19 protein-coding genes are annotated in these 25,198 nt (G+C 54.2%); 11 read left to right on the plus strand and 8 right to left on the minus strand.

From position 1 onward, the window contains the following. Positions 1 to 19: 19 nt before the first annotated feature. On the minus strand, positions 20 to 1,687 hold the full coding sequence (locus ACFPPD_RS10475) for a GMC oxidoreductase (protein ID WP_209748846.1): 1,668 nt from the start codon (positions 1,685 to 1,687) through the stop codon (positions 20 to 22). A gap of 375 nt (positions 1,688 to 2,062) precedes the next feature. Here ACFPPD_RS10475 and ACFPPD_RS10480 point away from each other — a divergent pair, with 375 nt between their 5' ends. Together ACFPPD_RS10480 and ACFPPD_RS10485 are read left to right on the plus strand one after the other, a co-directional pair. Next, positions 2,063 to 2,521: a DinB family protein gene (locus ACFPPD_RS10480; RefSeq protein ID WP_209748847.1), complete on the plus strand. Its 459-nt coding sequence runs from the start codon at positions 2,063 to 2,065 to the stop codon at positions 2,519 to 2,521. 198 nt (positions 2,522 to 2,719) lie between these two features. Next, positions 2,720 to 2,956: a DUF6199 family natural product biosynthesis protein gene (locus tag ACFPPD_RS10485; protein ID WP_378082129.1), complete on the plus strand. Its 237-nt coding sequence runs from the start codon at positions 2,720 to 2,722 to the stop codon at positions 2,954 to 2,956. A 53-nt stretch (positions 2,957 to 3,009) separates the two neighbouring features. Here the strand turns inward: ACFPPD_RS10485 and ACFPPD_RS10490 are convergent, their stop codons facing one another. Further along, positions 3,010 to 3,357, minus strand: a complete 348-nt coding sequence (locus ACFPPD_RS10490; RefSeq protein ID WP_378082131.1) for a hypothetical protein — start codon at positions 3,355 to 3,357, stop codon at positions 3,010 to 3,012. A gap of 331 nt (positions 3,358 to 3,688) precedes the next feature. Between ACFPPD_RS10490 and ACFPPD_RS10495 the strand changes: the two genes are divergently transcribed. The 3 genes from ACFPPD_RS10495 (at position 3,689) to ACFPPD_RS10505 (ending at position 6,169) form a co-directional block, all read left to right on the plus strand. After that, the gene (locus ACFPPD_RS10495; protein WP_209748849.1) at positions 3,689 to 4,018 is read left to right on the plus strand and encodes an ArsR/SmtB family transcription factor; all 330 of its coding nucleotides are present in this window, start codon (positions 3,689 to 3,691) and stop codon (positions 4,016 to 4,018) included. Between the two features lie 96 nt (positions 4,019 to 4,114). Further along, positions 4,115 to 5,845, plus strand: coding sequence for a SulP family inorganic anion transporter (locus ACFPPD_RS10500; protein WP_209748850.1), 1,731 nt, complete (start codon positions 4,115 to 4,117; stop codon positions 5,843 to 5,845). A 27-nt stretch (positions 5,846 to 5,872) separates the two neighbouring features. Then, entirely contained in the window at positions 5,873 to 6,169 is a 297-nt protein-coding gene (locus tag ACFPPD_RS10505) for a YdeI/OmpD-associated family protein (protein ID WP_209748851.1), read from the plus strand. On the opposite strand, the gene ACFPPD_RS10510 is transcribed toward ACFPPD_RS10505, so the two are convergent. The 5 genes from ACFPPD_RS10510 to nrdI all read right to left on the minus strand — a co-directional run bounded on the left by ACFPPD_RS10510 (position 6,109) and on the right by nrdI (position 13,769). Then, positions 6,109 to 8,361 carry a putative bifunctional diguanylate cyclase/phosphodiesterase gene (locus tag ACFPPD_RS10510; protein ID WP_209748852.1) on the minus strand — a complete coding sequence of 751 codons (2,253 nt, stop codon included), beginning with the start codon at positions 8,359 to 8,361 and terminating at the stop codon, positions 6,109 to 6,111. The genes ACFPPD_RS10505 and ACFPPD_RS10510 overlap by 61 nt on opposite strands. A 59-nt stretch (positions 8,362 to 8,420) precedes the next feature. Beyond that, positions 8,421 to 9,905 (minus strand): glycosyltransferase family 39 protein, encoded by a 1,485-nt coding sequence (locus ACFPPD_RS10515; RefSeq protein ID WP_209748853.1) that lies wholly within the window; start codon positions 9,903 to 9,905, stop codon positions 8,421 to 8,423. Between the two features lie 267 nt (positions 9,906 to 10,172). Further along, a complete protein-coding gene (gene nrdF, locus ACFPPD_RS10520) occupies positions 10,173 to 11,132 on the minus strand; it encodes a class 1b ribonucleoside-diphosphate reductase subunit beta (RefSeq protein ID WP_209748854.1) in 960 nt (319 codons plus the stop codon). A 206-nt stretch (positions 11,133 to 11,338) separates the two neighbouring features. After that, a complete protein-coding gene (gene nrdE / locus ACFPPD_RS10525) occupies positions 11,339 to 13,423 on the minus strand; it encodes a class 1b ribonucleoside-diphosphate reductase subunit alpha (RefSeq protein WP_209748855.1) in 2,085 nt (694 codons plus the stop codon). Beyond that, positions 13,410 to 13,769, minus strand: coding sequence for a class Ib ribonucleoside-diphosphate reductase assembly flavoprotein NrdI (nrdI, locus tag ACFPPD_RS10530; protein ID WP_209748870.1), 360 nt, complete (start codon positions 13,767 to 13,769; stop codon positions 13,410 to 13,412). Before nrdI ends, nrdE begins: the two co-directional genes overlap by 14 nt. A gap of 563 nt (positions 13,770 to 14,332) precedes the next feature. On the opposite strand from nrdI, the gene ACFPPD_RS10535 reads away from it, so the two are divergent. From ACFPPD_RS10535 to ACFPPD_RS10555, 5 genes are all read left to right on the plus strand, one after another. Continuing rightward, entirely contained in the window at positions 14,333 to 17,467 is a 3,135-nt protein-coding gene (locus ACFPPD_RS10535) for a hybrid sensor histidine kinase/response regulator (RefSeq protein WP_209748856.1), read from the plus strand. Next, a complete protein-coding gene (locus tag ACFPPD_RS10540; RefSeq protein WP_209748857.1) occupies positions 17,460 to 18,602 on the plus strand; it encodes a response regulator in 1,143 nt (380 codons plus the stop codon). Before ACFPPD_RS10535 ends, ACFPPD_RS10540 begins: the two co-directional genes overlap by 8 nt. A 5-nt stretch (positions 18,603 to 18,607) precedes the next feature. Further along, the gene (locus ACFPPD_RS10545; RefSeq protein ID WP_209748858.1) at positions 18,608 to 18,883 is read left to right on the plus strand and encodes a hypothetical protein; all 276 of its coding nucleotides are present in this window, start codon (positions 18,608 to 18,610) and stop codon (positions 18,881 to 18,883) included. A 292-nt stretch (positions 18,884 to 19,175) separates the two neighbouring features. After that, a complete protein-coding gene (locus ACFPPD_RS10550; protein ID WP_209748859.1) occupies positions 19,176 to 19,568 on the plus strand; it encodes a DoxX family protein in 393 nt (130 codons plus the stop codon). A 179-nt stretch (positions 19,569 to 19,747) separates the two neighbouring features. Further along, a complete protein-coding gene (locus tag ACFPPD_RS10555; protein ID WP_209748860.1) occupies positions 19,748 to 22,366 on the plus strand; it encodes an S-layer homology domain-containing protein in 2,619 nt (872 codons plus the stop codon). Between the two features lie 51 nt (positions 22,367 to 22,417). On the opposite strand, the gene ACFPPD_RS10560 is transcribed toward ACFPPD_RS10555, so the two are convergent. Next, positions 22,418 to 22,822 (minus strand): CBS domain-containing protein, encoded by a 405-nt coding sequence (locus ACFPPD_RS10560; RefSeq protein WP_209748861.1) that lies wholly within the window; start codon positions 22,820 to 22,822, stop codon positions 22,418 to 22,420. A gap of 189 nt (positions 22,823 to 23,011) precedes the next feature. Between ACFPPD_RS10560 and ACFPPD_RS10565 the strand changes: the two genes are divergently transcribed. Beyond that, positions 23,012 to 25,060, plus strand: coding sequence for a Na+/H+ antiporter (locus ACFPPD_RS10565; RefSeq protein WP_209748862.1), 2,049 nt, complete (start codon positions 23,012 to 23,014; stop codon positions 25,058 to 25,060). Positions 25,061 to 25,198 lie beyond the last annotated feature (138 nt).

A 25,198-nucleotide genomic window follows, 5' to 3' on the forward strand; every position in this document is an offset into this window, starting at 1 on the left:
AAAGTCGCAAAGAGGTGTGTCAATCGCCTGCGATCTCCTTACTATTGGCGACGATATGATCCGCCGTTCGAATGGAAAGTGCAACGGTTGTCAGAGTAGGGTTTTCCGATCCAATGGATGGTAAAGCACTGTTGTCGGCTACATATAGTCCGGAAACTCCTCGAATCTGGCCGTATTGATCTGCCACTGAGGTTAAAGGGTCAGCCCCAATACGGCATGTTCCCGAATCATGATGTAAGTCTCCGCGTGGCATCAGGCAAATCGCGGGCCTTCCGTCTCTGGAAATTAATTTGATCCCCGTAGACGAGGCTATCTGCTTTATGCCTTCTTCCATCTTGAGGATAACAGCTTGATCCTTTTCGTTAAAGGAAAAATGAACCTGTATTTCCGGCACTCCATATTCATCTAACCTATTGGGATTTAGGGTAATCCTGTTCTCATATCGCGATTCAACCTTGCCGTAACCAAAAAAAGTAGCCCCTACTTCCGCTGTTAACGGTTTTACTTCGTAAGTCTGGTACCAGTAAAAATCACCGGGGCCGGCCATAAGAACCTGATAGGGCTTCTCTGGCGTCTGAGATATCATAATTCCAAGCGTCCCCAGAGCTGCTGGAAACTCGGTTCGGCTCATCGTTCCTGTACCGATCATAAAAGAATGGTTTGTCAGGTAATGCCCGAGCGCCCTGCTTTTAATTCCAGAGTGAAGTAGCAACCGCGGAGTTTCAAAAGTGCTCGCACTCAACACAACCGTTTTTGCATTAAGGATATAAGAATTTTTATCCTGAGACATGACCTTAACGCCGGTTGCTTTTCCTTGATCATGCAGGATTTGAACGGCACGGGCATTTACAGCCAGATCGAATGGGGTCATCATATTCAAAGCTTTGGCAAAGAAGGAAATGGAACTATAGAAAACGTCGGTATGAACTCGTCCATAACTTTGCGGTGTCAAATCAGCTGCCATAATAATTTTTTCCGCTGTCGAGTAACCCTCTGCCCATAGCCGGTTCAATAACATTTCCGTATACGAGGAATCTGTTGTAAATTCCCCTGATACTTTCATGGTTTGCTCTGCAACTTGGTAGTAGGTTTCCAGCTCATCGATGGGTATGGGCCATTTCTTTAAATCCGACAAATGCATCCGCATAGTAAATGTATACCAAAATAATGTCCTTCCACCCAACGCAAAAAGTTGCCTTGCTCCCGGATACTCTGGATCGGAACCTGGCAACGGCCGTGAAACATAATTAAAATATTTCGTAAGACGCTCTCCGTTCATTGTCGAAATATTGCGGGCATGCGATTGAAGAACCAGATCTCCCCTTTCAATGATACCAATTCGCTTCCCCTGATTCTGCCACTGTTCACACAATCTCCAAAGGACGGCTCCTCCACCGGCACCAGTGCCGACGATAAGGACATCATAGTCGGTTTTAGCCATGTCTTCCAGAGAAGTGAGGGGAATCCAATTATTTATGTAGTCAGTCGACACGATACAAGTTGGGATTGCGGCAACATGCCTTATTGTAAAATCACTTAAGGAAGGAAGATAGACTGGTTTGCCAGCGATGTATTCATCTGGGCTTTCAATGCATGGATTGAGAGCGAAAAGCTCCTCTAATAGCAGATGATTTTTATCCGCGATGGTTCTGAGAGTATCTTTTTCATGAGCGACCCATACTTTCATCCTGTCACTCCCTAACAAAAAAACGTTTAATAATCATACTCACAACATCTGATGCTTATGACCCCCGTATATTGTAAATGGTTAGGTATCCAAGCGTGTCCGAGAACTCGAAGAAAGCTTTTCGCTAGGAAATCTTGATCGGCTCCAAACCGTGCTGAAGCCATAGGAAGCAACGCTTGCTTAGCTCTGCTGATCGGCAGACAGGTTCATCGGTTTCAAGAAGCAATTACTTTGCTTTCTCCAACCTCAGTTGATTCTAATAAATTTGGCTCATGGCGTTACGCGAAGGTAATAGAAATTAGTGAAAGGAATACACTGGAAGCGGAAAGTGCTACAATCAATTGTAGTCATAGTTACATTTAAGGAGAGAGAAAGATGGAATACCTTTTTAAACAATTAAGATTCGTGCGGAACAATACAATTAAACAGGTTTCAGGTTTGAATGAAGAACAAGTACATCGAGTGCCTCCGGGATTTAACAACAATGTACTGTGGAACGTGGGACATATCATTCTCGTTCATGAGAAGTTCGCCTTTGGATTGATTCATGAGGAGACGAATATCCCGGCATATTTTGGAGAATTATTTGGTTCCGGCACTAAGCCGGCTAACTGGGAACAACCAGTGCCAGGTTTGGATGAGTTGACTGGATTACTACATACGCAGATAGACCGGATTGAACAGAAGATAGAGTCCCGATTAAATGATCGTCTTGAAAAACCTTTTCTGACGTCAGCCGGTCTCGAATTATCGACGGTAAAAGAATGCCTTAGTTTTCTGCTATATCATGAAGGTATGCACTTCGCTTCAATAAATGCAATTAAACAACAGTGATATCAAAAGAGACAAATCGAGCAGTATGGCAAACTCGAAAGAGGCCTGGTTTTTTCTTTGTAATCCTTGCCGTTATAGATAACGCGGAGAACCGTAGCAAAAGCAAAACAGATAGTTATTCCGCTAACGGATACGATAGTACAACAACAACAGGCTGCCGACATCATCGGCAGTCTGTTCAGCTAATGGGGGGACGAAATGGGAGTGCCGCCGCAGTTGAATGTTTTGTCTTGGATTATTTTTATATTCCTGTGTGTATGGACTGGAATTGCATTGTTTGCAACGATAAATCCTTATTATATCTGGAAGATAACTGAAGGTTGGAAAGCTTTTAGAGAACCGCCAAGATCATATTTCATTATAAGAAGGATCGTTTCAGGTGTGTTCGCCCTTATTGGATTATCATTGTTGTTGCTACCCCATTTATTACGCTAACGGGACACGATGGTTTAACAACCGAATAGGCCGACTTCCCGGCGAAGCGTTGTTCATACATCAGGCATATTGTGCCGGTAGGCGACTAATGCTTCATGAAAATAAGGGAATGAACTTGATAGTTGAGAGATGTGCGTTTTTAATATCTTTTGCTTTGCAGGATCATTACTGAAATACATGTACTGATCGATGTAACGATCGAGTTTTTCCCTAAGCGTAAGGATGAAACCGATCGCAATATGGGTTTGCGACAGTTCCTTCAAATCGAATGCAAGAGCTTGGCTAAGATCCGTCAAATCCCGAACGTGTAATGATTTTTTAATATAAAAAGTTGCCGGAGTGAAATCCATGCGATGATCCTGTCCGGGTACTTGTTCCCAATAATCGTTCCATTCCTCCAAGTGACCGGTTTCGTATAACACATATTTTAGAAAGCCGCATAACCATGCGGTGCAGCTCGTATTGCGGCTCTTGCAGCCTACTCCGTTAGCGAGATGCAAACAGCCGCTGCAGCATGAGCCGCCGTTATCAATACAAATCGTACAGATTTGATCCGAGCCCATTTCCCGTAAATAATCCATGCCTACGCTTATGACCGACTCTCTGCTTACTTTGTGACGGGTTTTGGGAACGGATTGCGTTGCGATACCCTCCTTAGGAATCTTTTGTCGATCTCGGAATATGTGCTATTGTATTCGTATATTCAAAAGTTTAAGACTAAGGGGCATATGCATGAATCACAATATTCAACAGTTCAAAGCGGATTTCTTCAAAGCATTAGCCCATCCGATGAGAATCCGAATTCTTGAAGTGCTGAGCGAAGGCAATAAAAACGTGAATGAACTGCAGAGCATCTTAGGATCGGAAGGCTCCGCCGTATCCCAGCAATTGGCCGTATTGCGAAATAAAAACATCGTCTTCGGTTTAAAGGAAGGAACAACGGTCATATACTCGTTGCGTGATCCGTTAATTACGGACCTGTTGGCGGTAGCCAAACGGATTTTCGACAATCATCTCGTTGATGCCATATCCTTGCTGGAAGTGATTCGGAACGAGTCCTGACCGGGCAATCATCTTGATTGACGGCATAAAGGCATAGGAGTATTATTTCATATATATTCAAATAATCAAATATATAAATTAAAGAAGGTTCGGAAAATGAAGTTGATGGGTAGATTCGAGGGATACGAGGCATCCTCAATCCGTAAAGATCTGATATCCGGCCTGATTGTCGGCATCATCGCCATTCCTCTGGGGATGGCGTTTGCTATTGCATCCGGAGTCAAGCCTGAATACGGGATCTATACGATCATCACGGCAGGTATTATCATCTCCCTGCTCGGAGGCTCGAAATTTCAAATCGGCGGACCGACAGGAGCATTTATTCCGATTTTGTTCGCCATCGTGATGCAATACGGTTACGAGAACTTACTGATAGCCGGATTCCTGGCGGGGATCATTCTTGTTCTCATGGGCATCTTTAAGCTCGGCGTGCTCATTAAATTTATTCCTCGCCCGGTTACGATCGGGTTTACGGCTGGAATAGCCGTCATTATTTTCAGCGGACAAATCGTTAATTTCCTCGGTATAAGCGGGATTAAGAAGCACGAGGATTTTTTGCCGAATATGAAAGAAATCGCGTTGCATATGACAACCGTAAACCTATACAGCTGCTTAACGGCCGCGATCAGCTTGGTTATTATTCTTTTTATGCCCAAAATACTTCCTAAAGTTCCGAGCTCGTTAGCGGCGTTAGTCGTTTCCAGCGCGGTTGCCGCAGTATTTTTTAACGGCCATGTCGCTACGATCGGATCTTCCTTCGGAGCAATCCCGAGCACGCTTCCTCATTTTCATTTTCCCGAAATCACATGGGATCGGATTCAAACGCTTATTCGTCCGGCCTTTATTATTGCCATGTTAGGCGGTATCGAATCCTTGTTATCGGCCGTCGTTGCCGATGGAATGGCGGGCAGCCGTCACAACAGCAATAAAGAGCTGATCGGACAAGGAATCGCGAACATGGTAACTCCTCTATTCGGCGGTATCCCCGCGACCGGAGCGATCGCTCGGACGGCGACGAATATAAAAAGCGGTGCCGTATCGCCTCTATCCGGAATAGTGCACGGCGTCGTCGTATTGCTGGTCCTCATTATTTTCGCGCCTTACGCATCCCATATCCCGCTAGCGAGCATGGCTCCGATCCTTATGATGGTTGCTTGGAATATGAGCGAAAGAAAAGAGTTTGCGCGAATATTAAACACCAAGACAAGTGATTCAATCGTGCTTCTGATTACATTTTTACTAACGGTGTTTACGAATCTTACGACGGCGGTAGAAATCGGGTTGATTCTAGCCGTTATATTATTCGTGAAGAGAATGGGCGAAATGCTGACGGTTGCTAAGGTGTTGCCCGATCCAGACAACAAGCACGAGAAAGTACGATCGCACATGGTATATGAGGGACACGATTGTCCTCAAATTAGCATCTATACGATCGAGGGTGCACTATTCTTCGGGGCCGCGAACAAGTTCGAGAAGTCCGTCATGGACAGGATTGCGCATGGATCGGGAATATTGCTGCTGCGCATGGGAAAAGTTCCATTTGTGGATATGACGGGAGAGACGAACCTAGAAATCCTGGTGGAGCATTTCAAGAGACTCGGAGGCATCGTACTGATATCCGGGCTACAGCCGCAACCGTTTGAAGTGTTGAAGAAAACCGGATTGCTCGAGCAGATCGGATCGGGGCACCTCTTTGCTCATACCGGAGAAGCCATCGATTATGCGCTAACCCGATTGGAATTTTCCAAATGCTTGGGTTGCGAGAATTTTGCGTTCCGTGAATGCGGCGCCCTTTCGAGGGGCGAATATCGTAAGGGATTCTCATAACTCCATTAACGAAAGGTGAGCGGCGCCATGATCATTGATAAAATCGTGCAAGTGGCCGATAGGCAACAATGGCGAGAATGGTTGAGCGACCATCACGGCACGGAAGAGTATTGTTGGTTAGTATCGGATAATGCCACGGTCGGGTACTTGGATTTCGTCGAAGAAGCGTTGTGTTTCGGCTGGATCGACAGCACGAGAGTCGTAGTCACAATCGAAAAACACGGATCCGACAGACTCCGTGTTTTTGCGTCCCCGTTTTTGTTTTATCCGAATATTTTCGCCGCCTGTTCCGCGAGCAACGCGGCGATGTTCTCGGCGGGCTGAGGCTTGTGGAAAATATAGCCTTGAATTTCTTCGCAATCGTTGTCCTGCAAGAACGCCAATTGCTCGTTCGTCTCCACGCCTTCCGCGATGACCGTCAAGTGAAGGCGGTTCGCGATGAGCAGCATGGCCATAATGATCGCTTCGTCTTTCGGGTCTTTCGATATGCCGTTCACGAACGAACGGTCGATTTTGATTTTATGGATGGGGAGCCGTTTCAAGTAACCGAGAGAGGAATACTGCGTTCCGAAATCGTCGATCGATATCGTAAAGCCCATATCCTTCATCTCCTGCAAGCTTTCCTGCATCTCGTCCTTCATGGCCATGTTCTCGGTGATTTCCAACTCGATGTCATGCGGGTCCAGCCCGTTGTCGTCGAGAATGCGCTTGATGCTCTGCACGAGATCCTTCTGGCTGAACTGCCGGGCGGACAGGTTAACGGCGATACGGATCGGAGGGAGGCCGGCTTGCCGCCAAGCCCGACTCTGGGCGCATACCATTTGCAATACCCGCTCGCCGATCGGCACGATCAGTCCCGTCTCCTCGGCGATCGGGATAAAGCTGCCCGGAGGAATGAAGCCTTGCTTCGGGTGATACCATCGGATCAATGCTTCGAGTCCGATAATCTTGCCGCTTCGGGCTTCGATCTGCGGCTGGTAGTGGACGGCGAATTCGTCCCGTTCGATGGCGCGTCGCAGGCTGTTTTTGATATCCATCGATTGCTTGGCGTCGCGGCTCAAGGAGCTTTCGTAGAAGCGGTATTGGTTTTTTCCTTCTTCCTTGGCGCGGTACATGGCCGTATCGGCATTCCGGATCAGCGTCGTCACGTCCTCCCCGTGATCGGGATAGAGCGCTACGCCGATGCTGGTCGTGATGAAGTATTCCGTCTCCATCAGAACGAAAGGATGCTGGAACAGCTCGCGAATGCGGTGCGCCAGTTGCTTGATTTGCTCTTGGCCGGCCGCTTCCGGGACGATGACCGTGAATTCGTCCCCGCCGATTCGCGAGACGGTCTCGCCGTCCGTCAAGGCCAGCGATAACCTGCGGGCGACTTCGCGAAGAAGAATGTCGCCTTGGCTATGGCCAATCGTGTCGTTGACCATTTTGAATTGATCCAGGTCGAGGAACAGCACCGCCATCGATTGCCCCGACTTCTCGCTATCCGAGATCGACTTGGCGAGATGCTCGTTAAAATAAGTCCGGTTGTACAGGCCCGTAACGGCGTCGGAATAGGCGATATGGCGAACGGCGTGCTCTTTGTGCTCGAGGCGCGAAATCGCGTCCTCCAAGTGCAGCGTGCGTTCGTCTACGAGAGATCGAAGCTTCGTTTTCTGAGTCAGGAGAACGTAGGCCAAGTAAAGGACGAGAAGGACGGACAGGGCGCTGATCTTTCGGGCCGTACCGACCTTCAACCGTATGGACTCGAGCTTGATCGCTTTCGGCACGGCCGCGATTTCCCAGTAGCCTTCCGGAAGCACGACCTGTTCCAGCAATTTCGGCGAATCGAACAGCGAAGGGTCGCCCTTAAGAATTCGACCGTTGGCTCTTACGGCAATATCGATGCCTTTATCCGCGTTAAATAAATCGGCTTCCTGTAAAATCGGCGAAATGTCGAGCACGACGGATACGAAGCCCCAGAAGCGGTCGCCTAGATAGATCGACTGCCTGGAAAGGAAGCCGACGCCTCCTTGCGCCAGTTCCATGGGGCCGAGAATCGTAAGGTCGTCGGTCAGCTTCGTCCGCAAGGCGTTGGCGCGTACCGCTTCGTCCTTGTGTTCGAAGAGATTAAGGCCGAGCAGCCGTTCGTTGCCCTCAAGCGGGAATACATACCGGGCAACGCCGTCCGGATAGACGGAGATGTTGCGTATGCCCTTGATTCTCCCGATGAATGCCAAGGAGAAGAGATCGAAGCGGTCATGGTCGATCCGTTGCTGACGGGCGAGCTCGCTTAGCGTGAAGGCTTGGATCCCGTTCGTCAGCAATAGCTTGCTTCCGATGGCCGCCGACAAGGCGGACGCGTTCGCGGCAAGCTCGTATTCGGAGTTGCGGTACACTTCCTTCACGAGACGCGTTCGGTAAGCATCGGTGAAGTAGGCGAGCACGCCGGACAACAATAAGGCGAGGGCGATCAGGATCGCCCATAATCTAGCGGAAATCGAGTAAAGCAGGTTGGCATAACGGTGTGGTTTAGACATGGATGCTCCCGGAATCGGATATGGAATAAATAGGACACAATCAGTCTAATGCATAATTGTTAAAAGTTTTCGGTGAAAGATTGAGTCAAGTATGAGTGATCCGATTCCATGCCGCGCCGCGAACGCCTCTTTCCGATCGTCCAGGCGTTTGCCCATTCGCATGCCAGGTAAGCGCCATAGCTTTGAAGCACGATCGCTACGGGTAGCAGATCGAGCCGGTAACGGGTCTGAATCTCGATCAGCAGATGAGCCCCCGCGTAGAGCAGGAGCAAGAGCAAATAGAGAGAGGAAGCAGGATATCGTCTCGTTCTCCATAATGCGATCAACGCTACCAGTCCGAAGGCGTTGACGAGGATGTACATCGGGCCTTCCCACTTGCTTAACATCCGTTCCAATCGCCATTCGTTCAACCCTTGCAGGCTCCAATAGGCGGACGAATCTGCCGATCCCCACATAAGAACGAGTTTTCTTCCCATGAGCGCCGCGACTTCGGGCTTATCGGCCAGCCGTTCCTTGATTCTCTTCAGCTCCGCGCGATGGCGCTCTTCCCCGAACGGGAACCCGTTCGCGTAACGCGCATCGTCCGCGTTCCAGACCCCGTTCGTCTCCGCGTTCAGGCCGACCATGAACTTCCAATAGCGGTCGCCGCCCGACAAGGGACTTTGGCTCACTCCCGTCGACATCAACGTCGTGCTCGCGAGAAACTGCACCGCATAGAAAACGACGAAGACGCCGACCAAGCGCGCGGACGCCGCGATAGCCTCCGTGCCCCGGGGTGAAACCCTGAACTTTCTCCCTAGTCCCGGCAACATAAACAACACGATTCCCGCGAGATAGATGATCCCGATCGGACGAACGAGTTGGCTCAGTCCGATCAATAGTCCGGCAAGCAGCGATCGAGACGTCGTCGAATCGGGGCCTCTGAGGAGCAACAGGCAACCGAGCAGGAACAACAAAGTGGACAGGTGTTGATTCGTGAGCACGGAGCTCATCAATATATTCGGCAGGTAGAAGAGATAGAAGAGCGCGGCGATTCTGCCGCAACTCTCGTTGAACGTCTTCGAAGCGGCGGCGTAGAGAACGGCCGCTATCCCGATGCCGTATAGGACGTTCAGGAACTTAAGCGCGAGCAGCGAGTAGTCGCCGAACAGCTTGATGACCGCGGCCTCGTACATCGTGAAGCCGAATTGATAGGGGAAGCTCGAATAGTAGGCGGAGCTTCCGAACGAATAATCGCCCGAAGCGGCCGCTTGAGCCGCGTTGTACATGAACAGGAAATCGGATTGCGGAGTCGCCGGATTCCAGAGCACCCATGCCATTCTGACGGCGAAGCCCGCTGACAAGAAGACGATCAGGAATGTCGTCGCGCTTAACCGCTTGCTTGCCCGATAGACGAGATACAGCATCGCGCACGCCGCCATCAACGCAACGATCGGCTTCCAGACGGAGCCGAACCGGGACGCAGCGCTCGCGAACGAAGAGACCAACGTCGTTGCAAAAAAGAAAACTCCCGCAGCGGAGAGCAATCGAATCGGTAATATCATCCTAACGCTCCTACGAAAATAGCTTGTTTTCTAAAGATGGTAACATACATTCGAGTTTTCAGGTTGAAGTTCAGCGCAAAATTAGACAATACCTGACATGAAGAGCTTTCTTTTCAGATTGGATGCATTTCGGACCTGTACGATCGCGACCAGGGCGGAGTACGTCACGGTGATCGCTAAAGCGATGGCCGATAGCAAGTCGTAACACGCGCACGAACAAACGAAAGCCCCGATTGCGACAGCAATCGGGGCTTTAATCGTTATCGATTAGAACATGAAGTCGTCGTCGGTCATTTGCTCGAAGTGGATCGTGCGGACGTAGCCGTTGCCTTTTTTGGAGAAGAAGTCATGCTGTTTGGTCCGCGTGCTGATGCCGTTGAACACGATCGGATTAACTTCCTCTTCCGGGAATACCGGATCGAGACCCAAGTTCATGAACGCCTTATTGGCGTTGTAGCGGATGAACTTCTTCACGTCGTCGGCAAGACCGATGGTCGTATACAGTTTTTCGGTGTACTTCATTTCGTTCTGGTGCAGGAAGTCCAGCAAGCCGCGAAGAATCTCGAGGGCGTCCTTCTGAACGTCCGGCTCGAGCTTGGCGAATTGCTCCTGCGCGAGCACGCCGACGTACAAGCCGTGGATGCTCTCGTCCCGAAGAATCAAGTCGATGATCTCGCCGCTGCTCGTCATCTTGCCTTGACCGGCCAAGTAGAGCGGGTAGAAGAAGCCGCTGTAGAACAAGTAGCTTTCGAGCAGGACGGACGCGGCCATCGCCAGATACAGGTCCTTGTCGGTCTCGATGTTATTGTAGTAGCCGGTGATCGTGTCGGCTTTCGTTTGCAAATATTCGTTCTTCTCGACCCAACGGAAGACGTTGTCGATTTCCTCGGTCGTCGCGAGCGTCGTGAAGATGCTGCTGTAAGACTTGGCGTGAATCTGCTCCATCATGCCCATGAAGCCGAGAACGGCTTTGCGTTGCAGGCCGTCGACGTGCTCCAGAATCTTCGGCATGCCGACGCCGCCTTGCACCGTGTCCAGCAGCGTAAGGCCGCCGAGCACTTTCATATAGAGCGTGCGCTCGGCGTCGCTCAATTCCATCCACGACATTTTGTCGTCGGAGAGCGGAATCTCTTCGTCGGTCCAGAATTGCATAATATTTTGATTCCAGAACGTGATCGTGAAATCGTCGTCCGGACGGTTCCAATTGACTGCTTTCATGACGGCCATTTCTTCCGTGCCTCCTGGTTCTTAATCAAATAAAAGTTCAAAAGTTCGATTTTCAGCACCGAGAAGGTTGGATGAAGCACGGGAATGAGGAGCGGAGCGTAGGCAAACCTACGTGAGCACCGGAAGTCCCGTGCAGCATTCAAGATTCGACGTCGAGTACTCTTCCCGAAAACGCTTCGTGATCAAAGTCGGACTTTTGAATTTCCTTAAACCGCGCAAGTGATGCATTCTTCGACGGACAGACGATTCGTCCGCGTATAGTAGAGGGATTTGAGCCCTTTTTTCGCGGCGTACACGTAGAAGCGGGACAGTTGTCTCGTCGACACGTCGCTGTTCACGTGCAGAATCGTCGAGATGCCTTGGTCGATATGCGGCGTGATCTCCGCGATCATGTCGATGACTTTTAACTGATCCATCTGATAAGCCGACTTGTAGAAGAAGAAATTGTCTTGGCTTAAGTAAGGCATCGGATAATACGTCGTCGAATTCGCGTAAGTACGCGTCTCGATAGGCTCGACGATCGGCATGACGCTCGACGTCGCGTTCTGGATATAAGAGATGCTTTGCGTCGGCGCGATCGCCAGACGATAAGCATGGTATAGGCCGTGTTTCATGACTTCGGCCTTCAGCAGGCTCCAGTCTTGCGGCGAAGGCACTTCGATGCCGGCGAACAATTCGCGGGCGCGCGCCGTCGTCGGACGGTAGTCGATCTCCTCGTAACGGTCGAAGTAGGTGCCTTTGGCATACTCGGATAACTCGAAGCCTTGGAAAGTCGTGCCGGTATCGCGGGCGATATGCATGCTCTTCTCCAAGGAATAATAGTTCATCATCATGAAGAACGTGCGCGCGAAGTCGCGGGCTTCCGCGCTTTCGTAAGCGATCTTGTTCTTCGCGAGGTAGCCGTGCAGGTTCATCGCGCCGAGACCGACGGAGTGCAGCTCCGCGTTCGCTTTGGCTACGCCCGGCGCGTTCATGACCGTCGTCATGTCGCTGACGGCCGTCAAGGCGACGATGCCCTCGTGCACGGATTCGCGTACTTTGCGTTTCTCCATGACGTTGACGATGTTCAAGGAAGCCAGATTGCAGCTGATGTCGCGGCGAATCGTGTCTTCTTCGTTGTAGTCGCCGATCGTGGACGTCTCTTGAAGTTGGAAAATTTCCGTGCAAAGGTTGGACATCTTGATCTGTCCGATATCTTTAAGCGCATGCGCTTCGTTGGCGTTCGATTTGTTCATGATGTACGGGTAGCCGGACTCGAGCTGCGTCGTGGCGATCTTGGTCAGCATTTCGCGCGCCGTCAGAACGACTTTCTTCTTCACGCGGTCGTCGGCGATCAGCGTGTCGTACATCTCGTCGAGGTCCATGTCGTCGAGGAATTTGCCGTAAGCCTTGTATACCGTGTAAGGGGCGAAGACGTGAAGCGGCTTGTTCTCTTCGGCGAGCTTGTAAAATTTGTTCGGAACGATCAGACCGATGGACAGCGTCTTCAGGCGCGTTTTCTCGTCGGCGTTGATCTTCTTGCTGTCGAGGAACTCCATGACGTCCCAGCCGAAAATGTTATAGTAGCCCGCGCCGGAGCCTTTACGTTGACCCATTTGGTCGGCGTAGGAGAACGCGTCCTCCATGAGCTTCAGAACCGGCATGATGCCTTTCGCGGCGCCTTCGACGCCTTTGATCGGCTCGCCGCGTCCGCGCAGCTTGGACAGGTTGACGGCGACGCCGCCGCCGATCTTGGACAACTGCATGCAGGTGCCGATGCCGTAGTTAATGGAGTTAAGGGAATCGTCGACTTCCAGCAGGAAGCAGCTTACCATCTCGCCGCGGCGACTCTTGCCGGCATTAAGGAAAGTCGGCGTCGCCGGTTGGACGCGTTGCTCCATCATCGCGGAGGAGAGGGAACGGGCGACTTCGTAGTCGCCGCGCGCCAAGTGCAACGCCACGATCGCGACGCGGTCCGGGTAATGCTCGAGGAACAGCGTCTTGTCGTCGGTCTTGACCGCGTAGTCCGTATAGAACTTCGAAGCGGCCATGTACGATTGGAATTGGAAGCCGTATCCATGCGTAAGGGTGTAGATCTCTTCGATCTGCGCTTCGGAATAATGCTCGTAGACGTTCTCGTAGTAATTCTCGTTCACCATGTAGCGGACTTTCTCCGCCGTTCCGGCGAATTTGACGCTTTTGCGTTCGACGTCCGCCATGAACGCTTCGACCGCCTCGCGGTCTTTATCCAATTGGAAGAATCCTTGCGGATCTCTTTGCATGAGCAGGTTGTTTAATTCAATATGACGCAACTGCGAGCACCTCCTGAGAAAATCTTTCTACATCTTTGGACGTTCCGGACAATTCGAATTTACCGAGAACGGGCACTCCGTACAGCGCGGATATCGCGTCGGCGCTGCGCGCGAAGCCTTCTCCCCAGTTGCGGTTGCCGCTGGCCATGACGCCGACCATCCGATTATGGTTCTTTTTCAAGAACGACATCACCTTATCGGGAGCTTGACCGAATCCGGTCGTATACGTGACGAGCACGAACGGTTCGTCGATCGTCATCGTTTCCTCGATCTGAATCGACGGAACTTTCAATTTATCGACAAAGCGGCGTACGTTACCCGTTCTGGAATCGAAAGCGATAAGCACGATCTTCATTCCCTTCCGGAAGGTTAGTCAGGTGAAGCGGGCGGAGCGCACGGGGAAAAATTTATGTGGAAGTCGCTAGATGGCAAGTGGTAAAACTTCACTATATGTAGTCCGTGCATCTAAATTTACATCAAGATATTGTGAAAGTCAATCGTTTCGGGCCCGGTTTCAAGTAGGCTAAACGTCCTACTTCTTGCCTCCGTGCAACACTGAAAACGGATGAAAGCTTGTCCTGTCGGGCTTCATGGGAAAGTCTAGAAAGTCAATATGTTTTGACAAAATTCGCGTCTTTTTTTCGGCGGGCAAATGATAACGTACACAATATCTAGTGGTAGAGGCCGGGGGTAGCGGATACATGGAGGGGGAGAAGGCCGTCGGTAAGGCGATCTTGCCGGCTGACGGCGCCGATACCTGACATGAAGCGCTTTCTTTTCAGTTTGCCGACAGCTCGGCTTCGTATAATGAGGTGAAAGGCATTGCGGGGACGGCGTAATTTCTCCGTTTACACCGAACCGGCCCGTATGATAGGTTTGGCACAGGTTCGTTCGGAAGGTCGGTGCGGGATGAAGAACGTATTGAATCGATTACATAGCCGGCGCATTCGGATCGCGTTGCTGATCTCGATGTTGCTGGCGGTGCTCGCGGCGGCGCTGCTCCCGTTCGTCGGGCTTGCGCCGAGCAGAAGCGGTCCCCGGGCGCAGGACGGCGTGCTGGATTTGCGGGCATGGAGCTTGGAGAAGGACGGCCCCGTCGGGCTGAACGGCCGATGGCTGTTCCGCTGGGGAGAGCTGACGGACGGGGGGCCGGGCGGAACGGATTCGGCCAAGCCGGTCGCGTTCGCGGAAGTGCCCGGCGAATGGGAACGTTACGGAGCGACCGGTCGCGGCTACGCAACTTACCGGTTGACCGTCGTTACCGGAGAGACGCCGGGTAAGCTTGGCCTGAAGATCCCCGCGATCGCTCCTGCCTACCGCATGCTCGTCGACGGGCGCGAGATCGCGTCGTCGGGCGTCGTCTCCTCGGATCGGGCAACGACGCGGGAAGCTTATTCGCCGAAGACGGTCTTCTTCGAACCTCGGGGCGAGCGCTTCTATGTCGATTTGCAGGTTGCCAACGAGCTGTATCCGCACGGAGGCATCTGGTATAGTCTGACGTTGGGCACGGAGAAGAGCATGCTGGAGCTCAAGCAACGGAATACGGTCGTCGACATGGCGGTATTCGGCGGTTGCGCGTTGCTCGGAGCCTATCAGATCGCGGTGTTCCTGCTCCGCAGGGCGGAGCGTTCGACGCTGTATTTCGGCGTCTGCTGCTTGCTGGGGGCGATCCGTTTATGGGTCGTGGGCGGGATGTACGTCGTGGATTTCTTCCCGCGGACGGACATCCGGCTCATCGTCCATCTGGAGTATTTAACTTATTACGGCGGCGTGGCGATGGCCGCTCTGTTCGTCCGGGAACTATTCCCTAAGGACTTCAACGGGGCGGCGATCCGGGCGATCGGCTGGACCGGCCTCGGCTTTATCGCGACGGTGCTCGTCCTTCCCGTCGAAACGTTCACCGGATTCATCGATTATTTCAAGCTGTTCTCACTATTAAGCTTGGCCTATATCATTTACGGGTTCTCGCTTGCGCTTTGGCGCGGAAGAAGCGGCGCTCTGCTTCAATTGACCGGATGGCTCGCTTTCGTGGCGGCCGCCTTTCACGATATCATGTACAGCGACGGCCGGATGATCTGGATCGACCTTCAGCTCGTGCCTTACGGGTTTCTGCTGCTCGCGTTCATCGAAGCGTTGGAGCTTGCCAGACGCTTCACTCATGCCTATCGCATCATCGGCACGATGTCGGAGGAGCTGCTCGCCCAGAACCGGATGAAGGACGAGTTTCTCGCGAACACCTCGCACGAGCTGAAGACGCCGCTGCACGGCATCATGAATCTATCCCAGGCGCTCCGGGAAGAGAAGTCGGGCCCGCTGAGCCGCGACCAGCGGGAGCAGCTCGACGTCGTCGTCTCGGTCGCCCGCCGGATGTCCAATCTCATTAACGATATTCTCGATCTGTCCCGGCTGAAGAACCGCGGCATCGAGCTGCAATTGAAGCCGATCGACGTTCGCGCGGCCGTGGAGTCGCAACGGGAAATCTTCCGCCACTATATCGGGGACAAGCCGATCGCGCTGCGGATGTCGTGGCCGGACGATCTCCCCGACGCGCTGGCGGACGAAGGCCGGCTGCTGCAGATCGTCTACAACCTGATCGGCAACGCCGTCAAATTCACGTCCGGCGGCGAAGTCGTCATCGAAGGGCGAGCCGTAGGAAGCATGCTGCATATTACCGTGTCGGATACGGGCATCGGCATACCTGCGGATAAACAGGAAGCGATCTTCCATTCCTTCGAGCAAGTCGGAACGTCCGTCGCCCGGGAATACGGAGGCGCGGGCCTCGGACTCGGCATTACTCGCCGCCTTGTCGAACTGCACGGGGGGACGCTGTCGGTCGTCTCGGAAGTCGGCCGGGGCTCCGCCTTCACGTTCACGATTCCCGTCGGCACCGGCGGATCGGCCGAAGCCCGGCGGTCGACGGGCCCGGACGAAGGACGGTTCGCGGCGGAGCGCCTGCCGTCGTTGTCCGCCTGGAGGGAAAGCGCGGCTTCGGCCGAGAGCGTTAGCTCGGTTCGAAGGGAACAAGCGATTCTGGCGGTCGACGACGATCCGGTCAATCTTCGCGTGCTTCGCGCCGTGTTCGCGGACGGCGCGCACGAGGTCATGACGGCGTCGAGCGGGGAGGAAGCGCTCAAGCTGATCGACCGCGAAGGCGGCAAAATCGGCCTCGTCATTCTGGATGTGATGATGCCCGGAATGACCGGATACGAGACTTGCTTGCGCATTCGAGAGAAACACGCGCTCTCCGAATTGCCCGTTCTGCTGACGACCGTAAGAAACGAGCAGAACGACGTCATGTACGGCTTCGAGGTCGGAGCCAACGATTACTTGACGAAGCCGTTCCAGCCATACGAGCTGAGGGCGCGGGCGCACACGCTGCTGGAGATGAAGAGATCGGCGGAAGAAGCGGTACATTCGGAGATCGCGTTCCTGCAAGCGCAGATCAAGCCGCATTTTCTTTATAATGCTTTAAACACGATTTTGTCCTTATCGCTCGACGAACCGCAAACCGCGCACGACCTGCTGCTGTATTTAAGCCGCTATTTGCGAGGAAGCTTCGACTTCAAGAACAAGGAAAGGCTCGTGCCGCTGCGCAAGGAGCTCGAATTGGCGGAGGCGTACGCGAAGATCGAGAGCGCCCGGTTCGGCGATCGGCTTCGGATGCATTACGACATCGACGAGGGCGCGGCGTTCCACCTTCCGCCGCTGACGCTGCAGCCGCTCGTGGAGAACGCCGTCAGGCACGGCGTCATGAAGAAGGAAGACGGCGGCACGGTCACGGTGTCCATCCGCGTTCATGCAGAGAAGATAGTCGTATCCGTCTCGGACGACGGGGTGGGGATGCCGGAATCGGCGCAGGCGATCTTGGCGAAGGAGCGGGACGACGGCGGCGGAGTCGGCTTAAAGAATATACATCAACGCTTGCTTCGCGCGTTCGGGAACGGTCTCGAATTCGAGAGCGGCCGCGGCATCGGCACGACGGTCTCGTTCCGCGTGCCGCTTCATGCGAGCGAAGAGAGAGGGGGAGAGTCGACGCATGATTAGAGCGATCGCGGTGGACGACGAGCTGCCGGCGTTAAACCGGGTCGGCAAAATGCTGGAATCGCTCGAAGGCATACGGTTGGATGGGTTGTTCGACAAAGCGCAAGCATTCTTGGAGCATGCGCTAACGGCGGCGGAACCGATCGATCTCGTGCTGCTCGATCTGGAAATGCCGGTTCTTCACGGCTTGGAGCTGGCTCGACGCCTTCGCGAGTTCCGTCCGGAAACCCATATCGCGTTCCTGACGGCCCATGAAGAATACGCGAGGGAAGCTTTCGAGGTGGAGGCGCTGGATTACTTGCTGAAGCCGGTCATGAAAGATGACTTGGAACGAATGGTCGGACGCTATGAGAAGAGGACCGGCAAAGCGCGTCCGAACGAAGAACCGCCGCGGGGCGGGGTGTCCATCCATAGCTTCGGGCCGTTCTCCGTGACGACGGAGCAAGGCGAACAAGTCCGGTTCCGCAATTCGAAAAGCAGGGAGCTGCTCGCGTACTTACATCGCCATGGAGGAAGGGCGGTCGGCAAAGTCCAGATCATGAACGAGTTATGGCATGGCCGCGACGCGGATTCGACGCAGGCGAACTTGCATACGACCGTCTATCAACTGAGAAAAGACTTGGAGAGCTTCGGCTTGAGTGACGTTGTGGAGCAATCGAAGACGGCGGGCGGCAGCTACGCGGCCAAATGGTCCGCGATCGCTTACGACGACGTCGAGGAATACGGCAAATATTATCGCCTGTATAAGAAGACTTCTTCGATCACGCACGCGATCGTCGCTATCCGCTTGTACGAAGAGGGTTACTTGAACGGAAGCGGCTACGATTGGGCCGCGCCCCGCCAAGCGGAGCTCGAGATCGGCTACGTCGAGTTGCTCGAGGCGACGGTGGATACGTATGCGAAGCAGCAGCGTTACGAGCTTGCTTTGAATCCGATGCAGAAGTGGGTTCAGCTCGTTCCGTTCGGCGCGAGGCTTCATTCGAAGATGATCGCCTTGCTGGTTCTGCTCGGCAGGGAGGACGACGCCCGAAGCTACCGGGAGCTCGCATTGGACCTCGTCGACCCGGATGAAGAAGGGGCGGTTCCCGATTTCGAAAGCTTGTCCGCAAATCCGGCTTCATTATTCCAGGGAGGGTAACGTAAGTGAAATCTTTTCTTATTATCGGTCAAGTAATGTACGCGCTGTGCTTGGCTCCGTGGCTGCTCGTGTGGGGATTATCGTTCATGGGCTTCGATCAAGGCTTCAGTTTGTTTAACATCGCGCTTGTCGCGGGGATCGGATTGTATCCGGTCGCGCTCATCGCGTGCTCGATCCTAGCTTGGAAGCTGCGCAAACGGAAGAAGAAGATTGCCGTCTTGCTGAATCTCGTCCCGCTCGTCTGGATACTCGGCGTGGGCATCCCGGTCTTTTTCACGTAAGCCGAAGATGAAACGATAGAACGAAAACCCGATGGATTGGGCAACCATCGGGTTATTTATTTTTTGAAAACACCTATTGACACTTATTTTAATTTCATGTATCTTTAAATCAAGATAAATGAAATTAAGGCAAATCGAAAACGAAGGAGTTGCAAGAACATGAATGCGGCCGTGGGGTTGACCTAGGAAAGTGGAGACAAAGACAAGGTTATGGCATCAACCTATATTTATTATCGCAAATATCTCGAATTAAAGAAACTCAATATAAAACAAATAAGAGGAGCGGATTCGCATGTTGGATGTAGGATTGTTGGTTATTCGGGTTATCGTAGGGTTGTTGTTCATCGGTCACGGCGCGCAGAAGCTGTTCGGGATGTTCGGAGGCTACGGACCGAAAGGGACCGGAGGCTGGATGGAGTCGGTCGGCATTAAACCGGGAGTCGCGATGGCCGTATTCGCCGGATCGCTGGAGCTGGTCGGAGGGGCATTGTTCGCGACGGGGCTCTTCACTTGGCTCGCGGCCGCATTCCTTGCGATCACGATGCTAGGCGCCATCAAGGTGCATGCGCCGAACGGCGTCTGGTCGACGGCCAACGGCTATGAATATCCGCTCGTGCTTCTGGCCGTCGTCATCGGCGTCGCCTTCGCCGGAGCGGGGGAGTATTCGATCGACGCTCTTCTGTAATAGAAGGGAGGGGCAAATCCCATCGAGAAACGGCCCGCCGAACCGGATTCGGCGGGTTTTTCGCGTTGCTCGGAAATACCTGACATGAAGCGCTTTCTTTTCAGAATGGAACGAGTCCGGAGCGTTAGGATGAAGGTACGGAAGGGCAATAGATCCGGTACATCCTAATGGGGGGCGTCATGAATTTGAAAAGAGTACAGTGGAAGCGCATCGGAATCTTCGCGTTATCGTTCGTTTTGTTGCTGGGGGCGATCGTCGTTCCTTCCCGGGGGGAAGCGGATGCCGCGCCGGGCGGCGTTCAGGCGGAAGTGTTGAGCACGTATAAATTCACCAGCAACGCGACATACGACGGCTATGTGGCGAAGTACGTCTACAGCGACGGAACGACCGTGCAAGAGGGAACGGCGGTTCCGGCATCCGCCAAGTGGGCGACGGCGAGTTCGATTTACGACGGCGCTTGGGGGCGATACAGCAGAGAGGCGGTTTACTGGTACAGCGACGGGGAACAGGTATATGAAGCTACTGATCCGTTGAACATTCCCGCGAACGCGATCTGGGCGACGATTTATAAATATAAAATCAACGGTATGTATATCCAAAATCCGTCGAATGATCCATTCATCGGCCAGCAAGTGTTTCGATACAGCTTGGACGGCATCCATACGTTAACGGGAGACAGCATTCCGGCTTACGCCGTGTGGGGAACTTTCGCGGGAGGTACGGACGGTTACGGCTTCCATTCCCATAGCGAGACGTACGTAACCTACGATAGAGGGAGCATTCCGCCCGCCGTTGCCGAACTGTCGGTAGAGTCGGACAACCCCGCATCGGCAAGCTGGGCGAAACCGGGTGATACGATTACGGTAAGCATCGCGACGGATGCGCCGGTCGACGAAGTCGTCGCGACCGTTGCCGGCCAAGCGGCCGTCGCGGAGCAAGAGGACGACACGCATTGGACGGCGACGCTTATCTTGGACGGCTCTGCGGTCGACGGGGAGCTTCCCGTGCTCGTGAAGCTTGTCGCGAACGGCGAATTGCTGTCGTCGGCGAACGCGACGACCGACGGCTCCAAAGTCGCCGTCGACAGCACGGGGCCTTCGACTTCCATCTCTTCCGACCCCAACTGGATGACGAACGAGGACGTGACGGTTACCGCGGAAGCGAGCGATTCGGGAAGCGGCGTCGTCGTAATCAAGTGGGCGGCGGGGGAGCGGACGGCGGCATATTTCGCCGAAGCGGGACAAGCGTTGACGGAAGAAGGCTTCGCCGTAAGCGAGAACGGAACGTTTACGATCTACGCCAAAGACCGGTTAGGCAACGAATCCGTCGAAACGGTCGGGATCTACTGGATCGATAAGACGAGCCCGACGATCGCCCAAGCAGGTACTTCGTCCGGCGCGCTCCCGGTTAAAGTAAGGGTATCGCTGAACGGTACGGGTAGCGAAATCGTCCGCTCGAAGTGGGCGAGTGGCGAGAGGGACGGATCTTATTTCGAAGACGACGGCGAGTGGCTCATGCCCGTCATCGAAGGATGCGACGCCGTCGATTTCGAAGAGTTGGAAGAATGCATCTGGGACATGGACGAAGACGAATTCGATTGGCAGTCATTTGACGCGACGTTCACGGCAGCCGAATACGGCATGCATACCGTCTACGTCGAGGACGAAGCGGGCAACGGGAGTCTCTTGACGATTAGCGTGAATCCGCCGGCGCAGACGGGCGGCCCCGGTCCGGCCAGCCCCGTTCCGGCCAGCCCCGTTCCGGCCAGCCCCGTTCCGGTCAGCGGTCCGGCTACCGTGACGGGTACGGACGGGCGGTTGACGTTGCCTTCCGGCCAGATCGGCCAAGCAAGCTTGGAAGACGACATCGCGATTACGATCCCGTCGAACGCCACGGACAAGGAGCTTCGGCTCACGATCGACAAATTGGCCGACGCGACGGGGCTTCTCCCGCATGGCGAGAAGCTCGCCAGCCCGATCTACGAGTTTCTGAAGAGCTTCCCGGAAAACTTCCTCAAGCCGATTACGATGACGTTCCGCTTCGATCCGTCGAGCTTAAGCGGGAATGAAGCGCCGGCCGTCTTCTATTTCGACGAAACGAAGAAAGAATGGATCCGGATCGTCGGCGGGCGGATCGGCGGAGATCGCATTACGGTGGAAACGGATCACTTCACGAAATACGCGGTGCTGGCGGTCGATCCGGCGACGGGGTTGCCCGCGGTCAAGGAGCCTGCAATCCCGACCGAGCCGCTAAAGGATATCCGCTTCGGCGATATCGGCGGGCATTGGGCGGAATCCGACATCATCAAGGCGGCATCGGCCGGCATCGTCAACGGCTATGCCGACGGGACATTCATGCCGGGCAAGACGGTGACTCGCGCGGAATTCGCGGTGATGCTCGCGAACGCGCTCAAGCCGGCGGCGACGGGGACGGCGCCGGCGTTCGCGGACTCGACCGCTATCCCGAGTTGGGCGCGGCAAGCGGTCGCGCTGGCGGCTCAAGCCGGCATCGTTACCGGCGATCAATCGGGCCGTTTCCGTCCGAATGCTCCCATTACTCGCGCGGAAATGGCGGTTATGCTCGCGAATTCGTTGAAGCTGAAGCTCGATTTGGGCGCCGTCACCGGTTTCGCTGACGACAAAGACATTCCTTCGTGGGCGAAGGGAGCGGTAGCGGCCGCGAAAGAGTCGGGACTCATGCAAGGCAAAGGCGCCGGGGCCTTCGCGCCGGCCGGCGTAACGACCAGAGCCGAAGCCGTCACGGCGCTCATGAAGGCGCTGGCCTATTCGAACAAGTAAGCAACGAAAAAAACCGCTATCCAGCGCGCGTGGCGCGGGATAGCGGTTTTTTCAGTCCGTAATGTTCCTCGTATAATATTCGATAATATCCCTGCGGCGGATAATGCCGAGGAAGACGCGATCGCCGTCGACGACGGGCACGAAATTCTGGTCGGCGGCTAGCGTCAGCATGTCTTCCATGTGAGCGTCCACCGCGACGCATTCGTTGTATATTCTTTTCTGGATATCGGAGACGAGAACTTCGTTCATATTATCGAAGCCGAGTCCGGGCGTACGCTTCAGCTTCCATAACAAATCTCCTTCCGATAACGTGCCGATGTATTTGCCTTCTTCGTCGATCACCGGTATCGCGGTGTACTGGCAGGCTTCCAGCCGGTCCATCGCATCTTTCATGGAGGCGGAAGTCGTCAAGTAAGACACCTTTTCCTTGGGCAACAAAAACGATTTGATTTCCACTGGGGTTCGCTCCTTTTCGTCCAAGATAATAATCATATGATCATTATGACATGGATGATCTTTACTTGCATTGTAAAAAATTAGAGCAATTGTTAAAACCCTCTCATTGTTGGATTCGTTGCGCGCTGGGCATCCTGTATCTCGTAGGTTCGCCCGAACGCCGATTCCACCTTTTGGAGGTTGTTTGCCGTGGAGCTGTTGCTGGCCGTTCTGGTCATGCTCGTTCTGCTAGCCGCGTCGCAGGTCGCACAGCGGCTCGTGCCCTTCATTCCGCTGCCGATCATCCAAATCGCGCTCGGAGCGGCGATCGTGTCGCTCCCTTGGCCAATCGACGTACCGCTCGAACCTGAGCTCTTTTTCTTGCTGTTCATCGCGCCTCTCTTGTTCAACGACGGCCGGAGGACGCCGAGGGACGAGCTGTGGAAGCTCAGAATGCCGATTCTGCTTCTCGCGGTCGGTCTCGTGTTCGCGACGATCGTCGTCGTCGGATATCTTATTCACGCGCTCATCCCGACGATTCCGCTCGCCGCTTCGTTCGGCTTGGCGGCCATTCTGTCGCCGACGGACGCGGTGGCCGTCTCGGCGATCGCGGCCAAGGTCCATCTGCCGAAGAAGATCCATCGCCTGCTCGAGGGCGAATCGCTCATGAACGACGCTTCCGGCCTCGTCGCATTCAAATTCGCGATCGCGGCGGCGGTCACCGGCGCGTTCTCGATATGGGAAGCGACGTGGAGCTTCCTCCTCATCGCCGTCGGCGGTCTGCTCGCCGGCGCGGCGCTCGCGATCGTCGTCATCTGGGCCAGAATGGCGCTCCGCAGATTCGGCATCGACGACGTATCGGTTCACGTGCTCATTCAAATCTTGACGCCGTTCATCTTATTCTACGTCGCGGAGCATCTCGGCTTGTCGGGCATTCTGGCGGCCGTAGCCGGGGGCGTCATGATCTCCATCGAACAGGATCGTTCCGGATTCACGACGATCGAGCAGAAATTCGTGTCCGAGATTACGTGGTCGATCATTCTGTTCGTCTTGAACGGCCTCGTCTTCGTCCTGCTCGGCTTGCAAATTCCTGACGTCGCCAAGACGATCTTTCACGACGTCGCGTACGATAACTTGAAGGTGATCGGGTACGTCTTCGTCAGCTACGTGATGCTGATCGTCTTGCGGTTCTTATGGCTGACGTTATCGAGCACGGTAACCGGTACCTTGTTCCGGATGGAAGAGGAAAAGGAAAAGCCGAGCTGGAGGGCGCTGTGGCTGACGTCGCTGTCCGGCGTGCGCGGGGCGATCACGCTCGCGGGCGCGTTCACCATTCCTCTCGCGCTCGGGGACGGCAGTCCTTTTCCGGAACGGGATCTCATCCTTTTCTTATCCGCCGGGGTCATTCTCGTCTCCCTCGTGCTGGCGAGCGTCACGCTGCCGCTCCTCGCCAAGAGCGATGCCGTCGCGCACGGCGGCCCGTCGTGCAGGGAGGCCGAAGTGATTGCGCAGATCCAATCGATCAAAGCGGCCATCCAAGCGGTCAGGCAAGCGATGGACGGCACGAACGACAAAGCTGCGTCCGTCGTCATCTCGAACAATCAGCAGCGGCTGGCGGACATTAAGCGGAGCAACGCCGATCTGATCTCGAAGCAATCCCGCGAGGAAGAATTGTACTTGCGCCAAGTCGCGCTTTCGAACGAGAAGAAGTGCGTGCAGCTCATGCTGGACAAGGGAGAAATCGACCCCGGCGAGGCGGAAGTGATGCAGCGGCTTTTCCGTCGGATCGAGCTCGTGTTTTCCAACAGATGGCACGTCTTTTACTTGCTGTTTCAGGGACTCGTGAGCAAAGTGATCTCCGCGTTCAACCCGGGCAAAAGGACCTCGTTCAACTTGTATTCGGCGGAGGAACGCCGCAAGTTCGCCGCTTATCGGATACGGACCGCGAAATTCGCGACCGCGGCCGTCAAGGAGGACGGCACGTGCTCGGTTTCCGCGGTTAGCCGCGTGGCGGGCCATTACAATCAAATGATTTACATGATGAACGAACAACTGAAGTCGGCTTCCGATACGAACGATTCGACGGAGCAGCAGATCCAGGCGCTCGAGCTGCTGTCGATCCAAACGGAACGCGATGCCTTGCGGCAGCAATTCCAGGACGGGAACATCGGCAGGCAGCAGCTCAGCAAGCTGCAGTTCCAACTGAGCATGCACGAGGCCGAAGCGATGAACGACAATTGGGGGACGTTGACGGTGTGAAGACGGTTGAGAAGCATAAATCCGCCTCGCAAGGCGGTTTTTTTGACGATTGCGCGCCTAGCCAAGTTAGGCACAACTAGCCGGTGAAAGTCCGGTCGAGGTAAGAGCCAAGTCGCCTCGTAGCTGACGGGCAGCTGG

This window comes from Cohnella suwonensis (assembly GCF_042655365.1).
Taxonomy (GTDB): Bacteria; Bacillota; Bacilli; order Paenibacillales; family Paenibacillaceae; genus Cohnella; species Cohnella suwonensis.

Excerpts from the sequence above, each read along its gene's own strand:
- ACFPPD_RS10475 (WP_209748846.1), bottom strand. The coding sequence starts at position 1,687 with ATGAAAGTATGGGTCGCTCATGAAAAAGATACTCTCAGAACCATCGCG.
- ACFPPD_RS10480 (WP_209748847.1), top strand. The coding sequence starts at position 2,063 with ATGGAATACCTTTTTAAACAATTAAGATTCGTGCGGAACAATACAATT.
- ACFPPD_RS10485 (WP_378082129.1), top strand. The coding sequence starts at position 2,720 with ATGGGAGTGCCGCCGCAGTTGAATGTTTTGTCTTGGATTATTTTTATA.
- ACFPPD_RS10495 (WP_209748849.1), top strand. The coding sequence starts at position 3,689 with ATGAATCACAATATTCAACAGTTCAAAGCGGATTTCTTCAAAGCATTA.
- ACFPPD_RS10500 (WP_209748850.1), top strand. The coding sequence starts at position 4,115 with ATGAAGTTGATGGGTAGATTCGAGGGATACGAGGCATCCTCAATCCGT.
- ACFPPD_RS10505 (WP_209748851.1), top strand. The coding sequence starts at position 5,873 with ATGATCATTGATAAAATCGTGCAAGTGGCCGATAGGCAACAATGGCGA.
- ACFPPD_RS10510 (WP_209748852.1), bottom strand. The coding sequence starts at position 8,361 with ATGTCTAAACCACACCGTTATGCCAACCTGCTTTACTCGATTTCCGCT.
- ACFPPD_RS10515 (WP_209748853.1), bottom strand. The coding sequence starts at position 9,905 with ATGATATTACCGATTCGATTGCTCTCCGCTGCGGGAGTTTTCTTTTTT.
- nrdF (WP_209748854.1), bottom strand. The coding sequence starts at position 11,132 with ATGGCCGTCATGAAAGCAGTCAATTGGAACCGTCCGGACGACGATTTC.
- ACFPPD_RS10535 (WP_209748856.1), top strand. The coding sequence starts at position 14,333 with ATGAAGAACGTATTGAATCGATTACATAGCCGGCGCATTCGGATCGCG.
- ACFPPD_RS10540 (WP_209748857.1), top strand. The coding sequence starts at position 17,460 with ATGATTAGAGCGATCGCGGTGGACGACGAGCTGCCGGCGTTAAACCGG.
- ACFPPD_RS10550 (WP_209748859.1), top strand. The coding sequence starts at position 19,176 with ATGTTGGATGTAGGATTGTTGGTTATTCGGGTTATCGTAGGGTTGTTG.
- ACFPPD_RS10555 (WP_209748860.1), top strand. The coding sequence starts at position 19,748 with ATGAATTTGAAAAGAGTACAGTGGAAGCGCATCGGAATCTTCGCGTTA.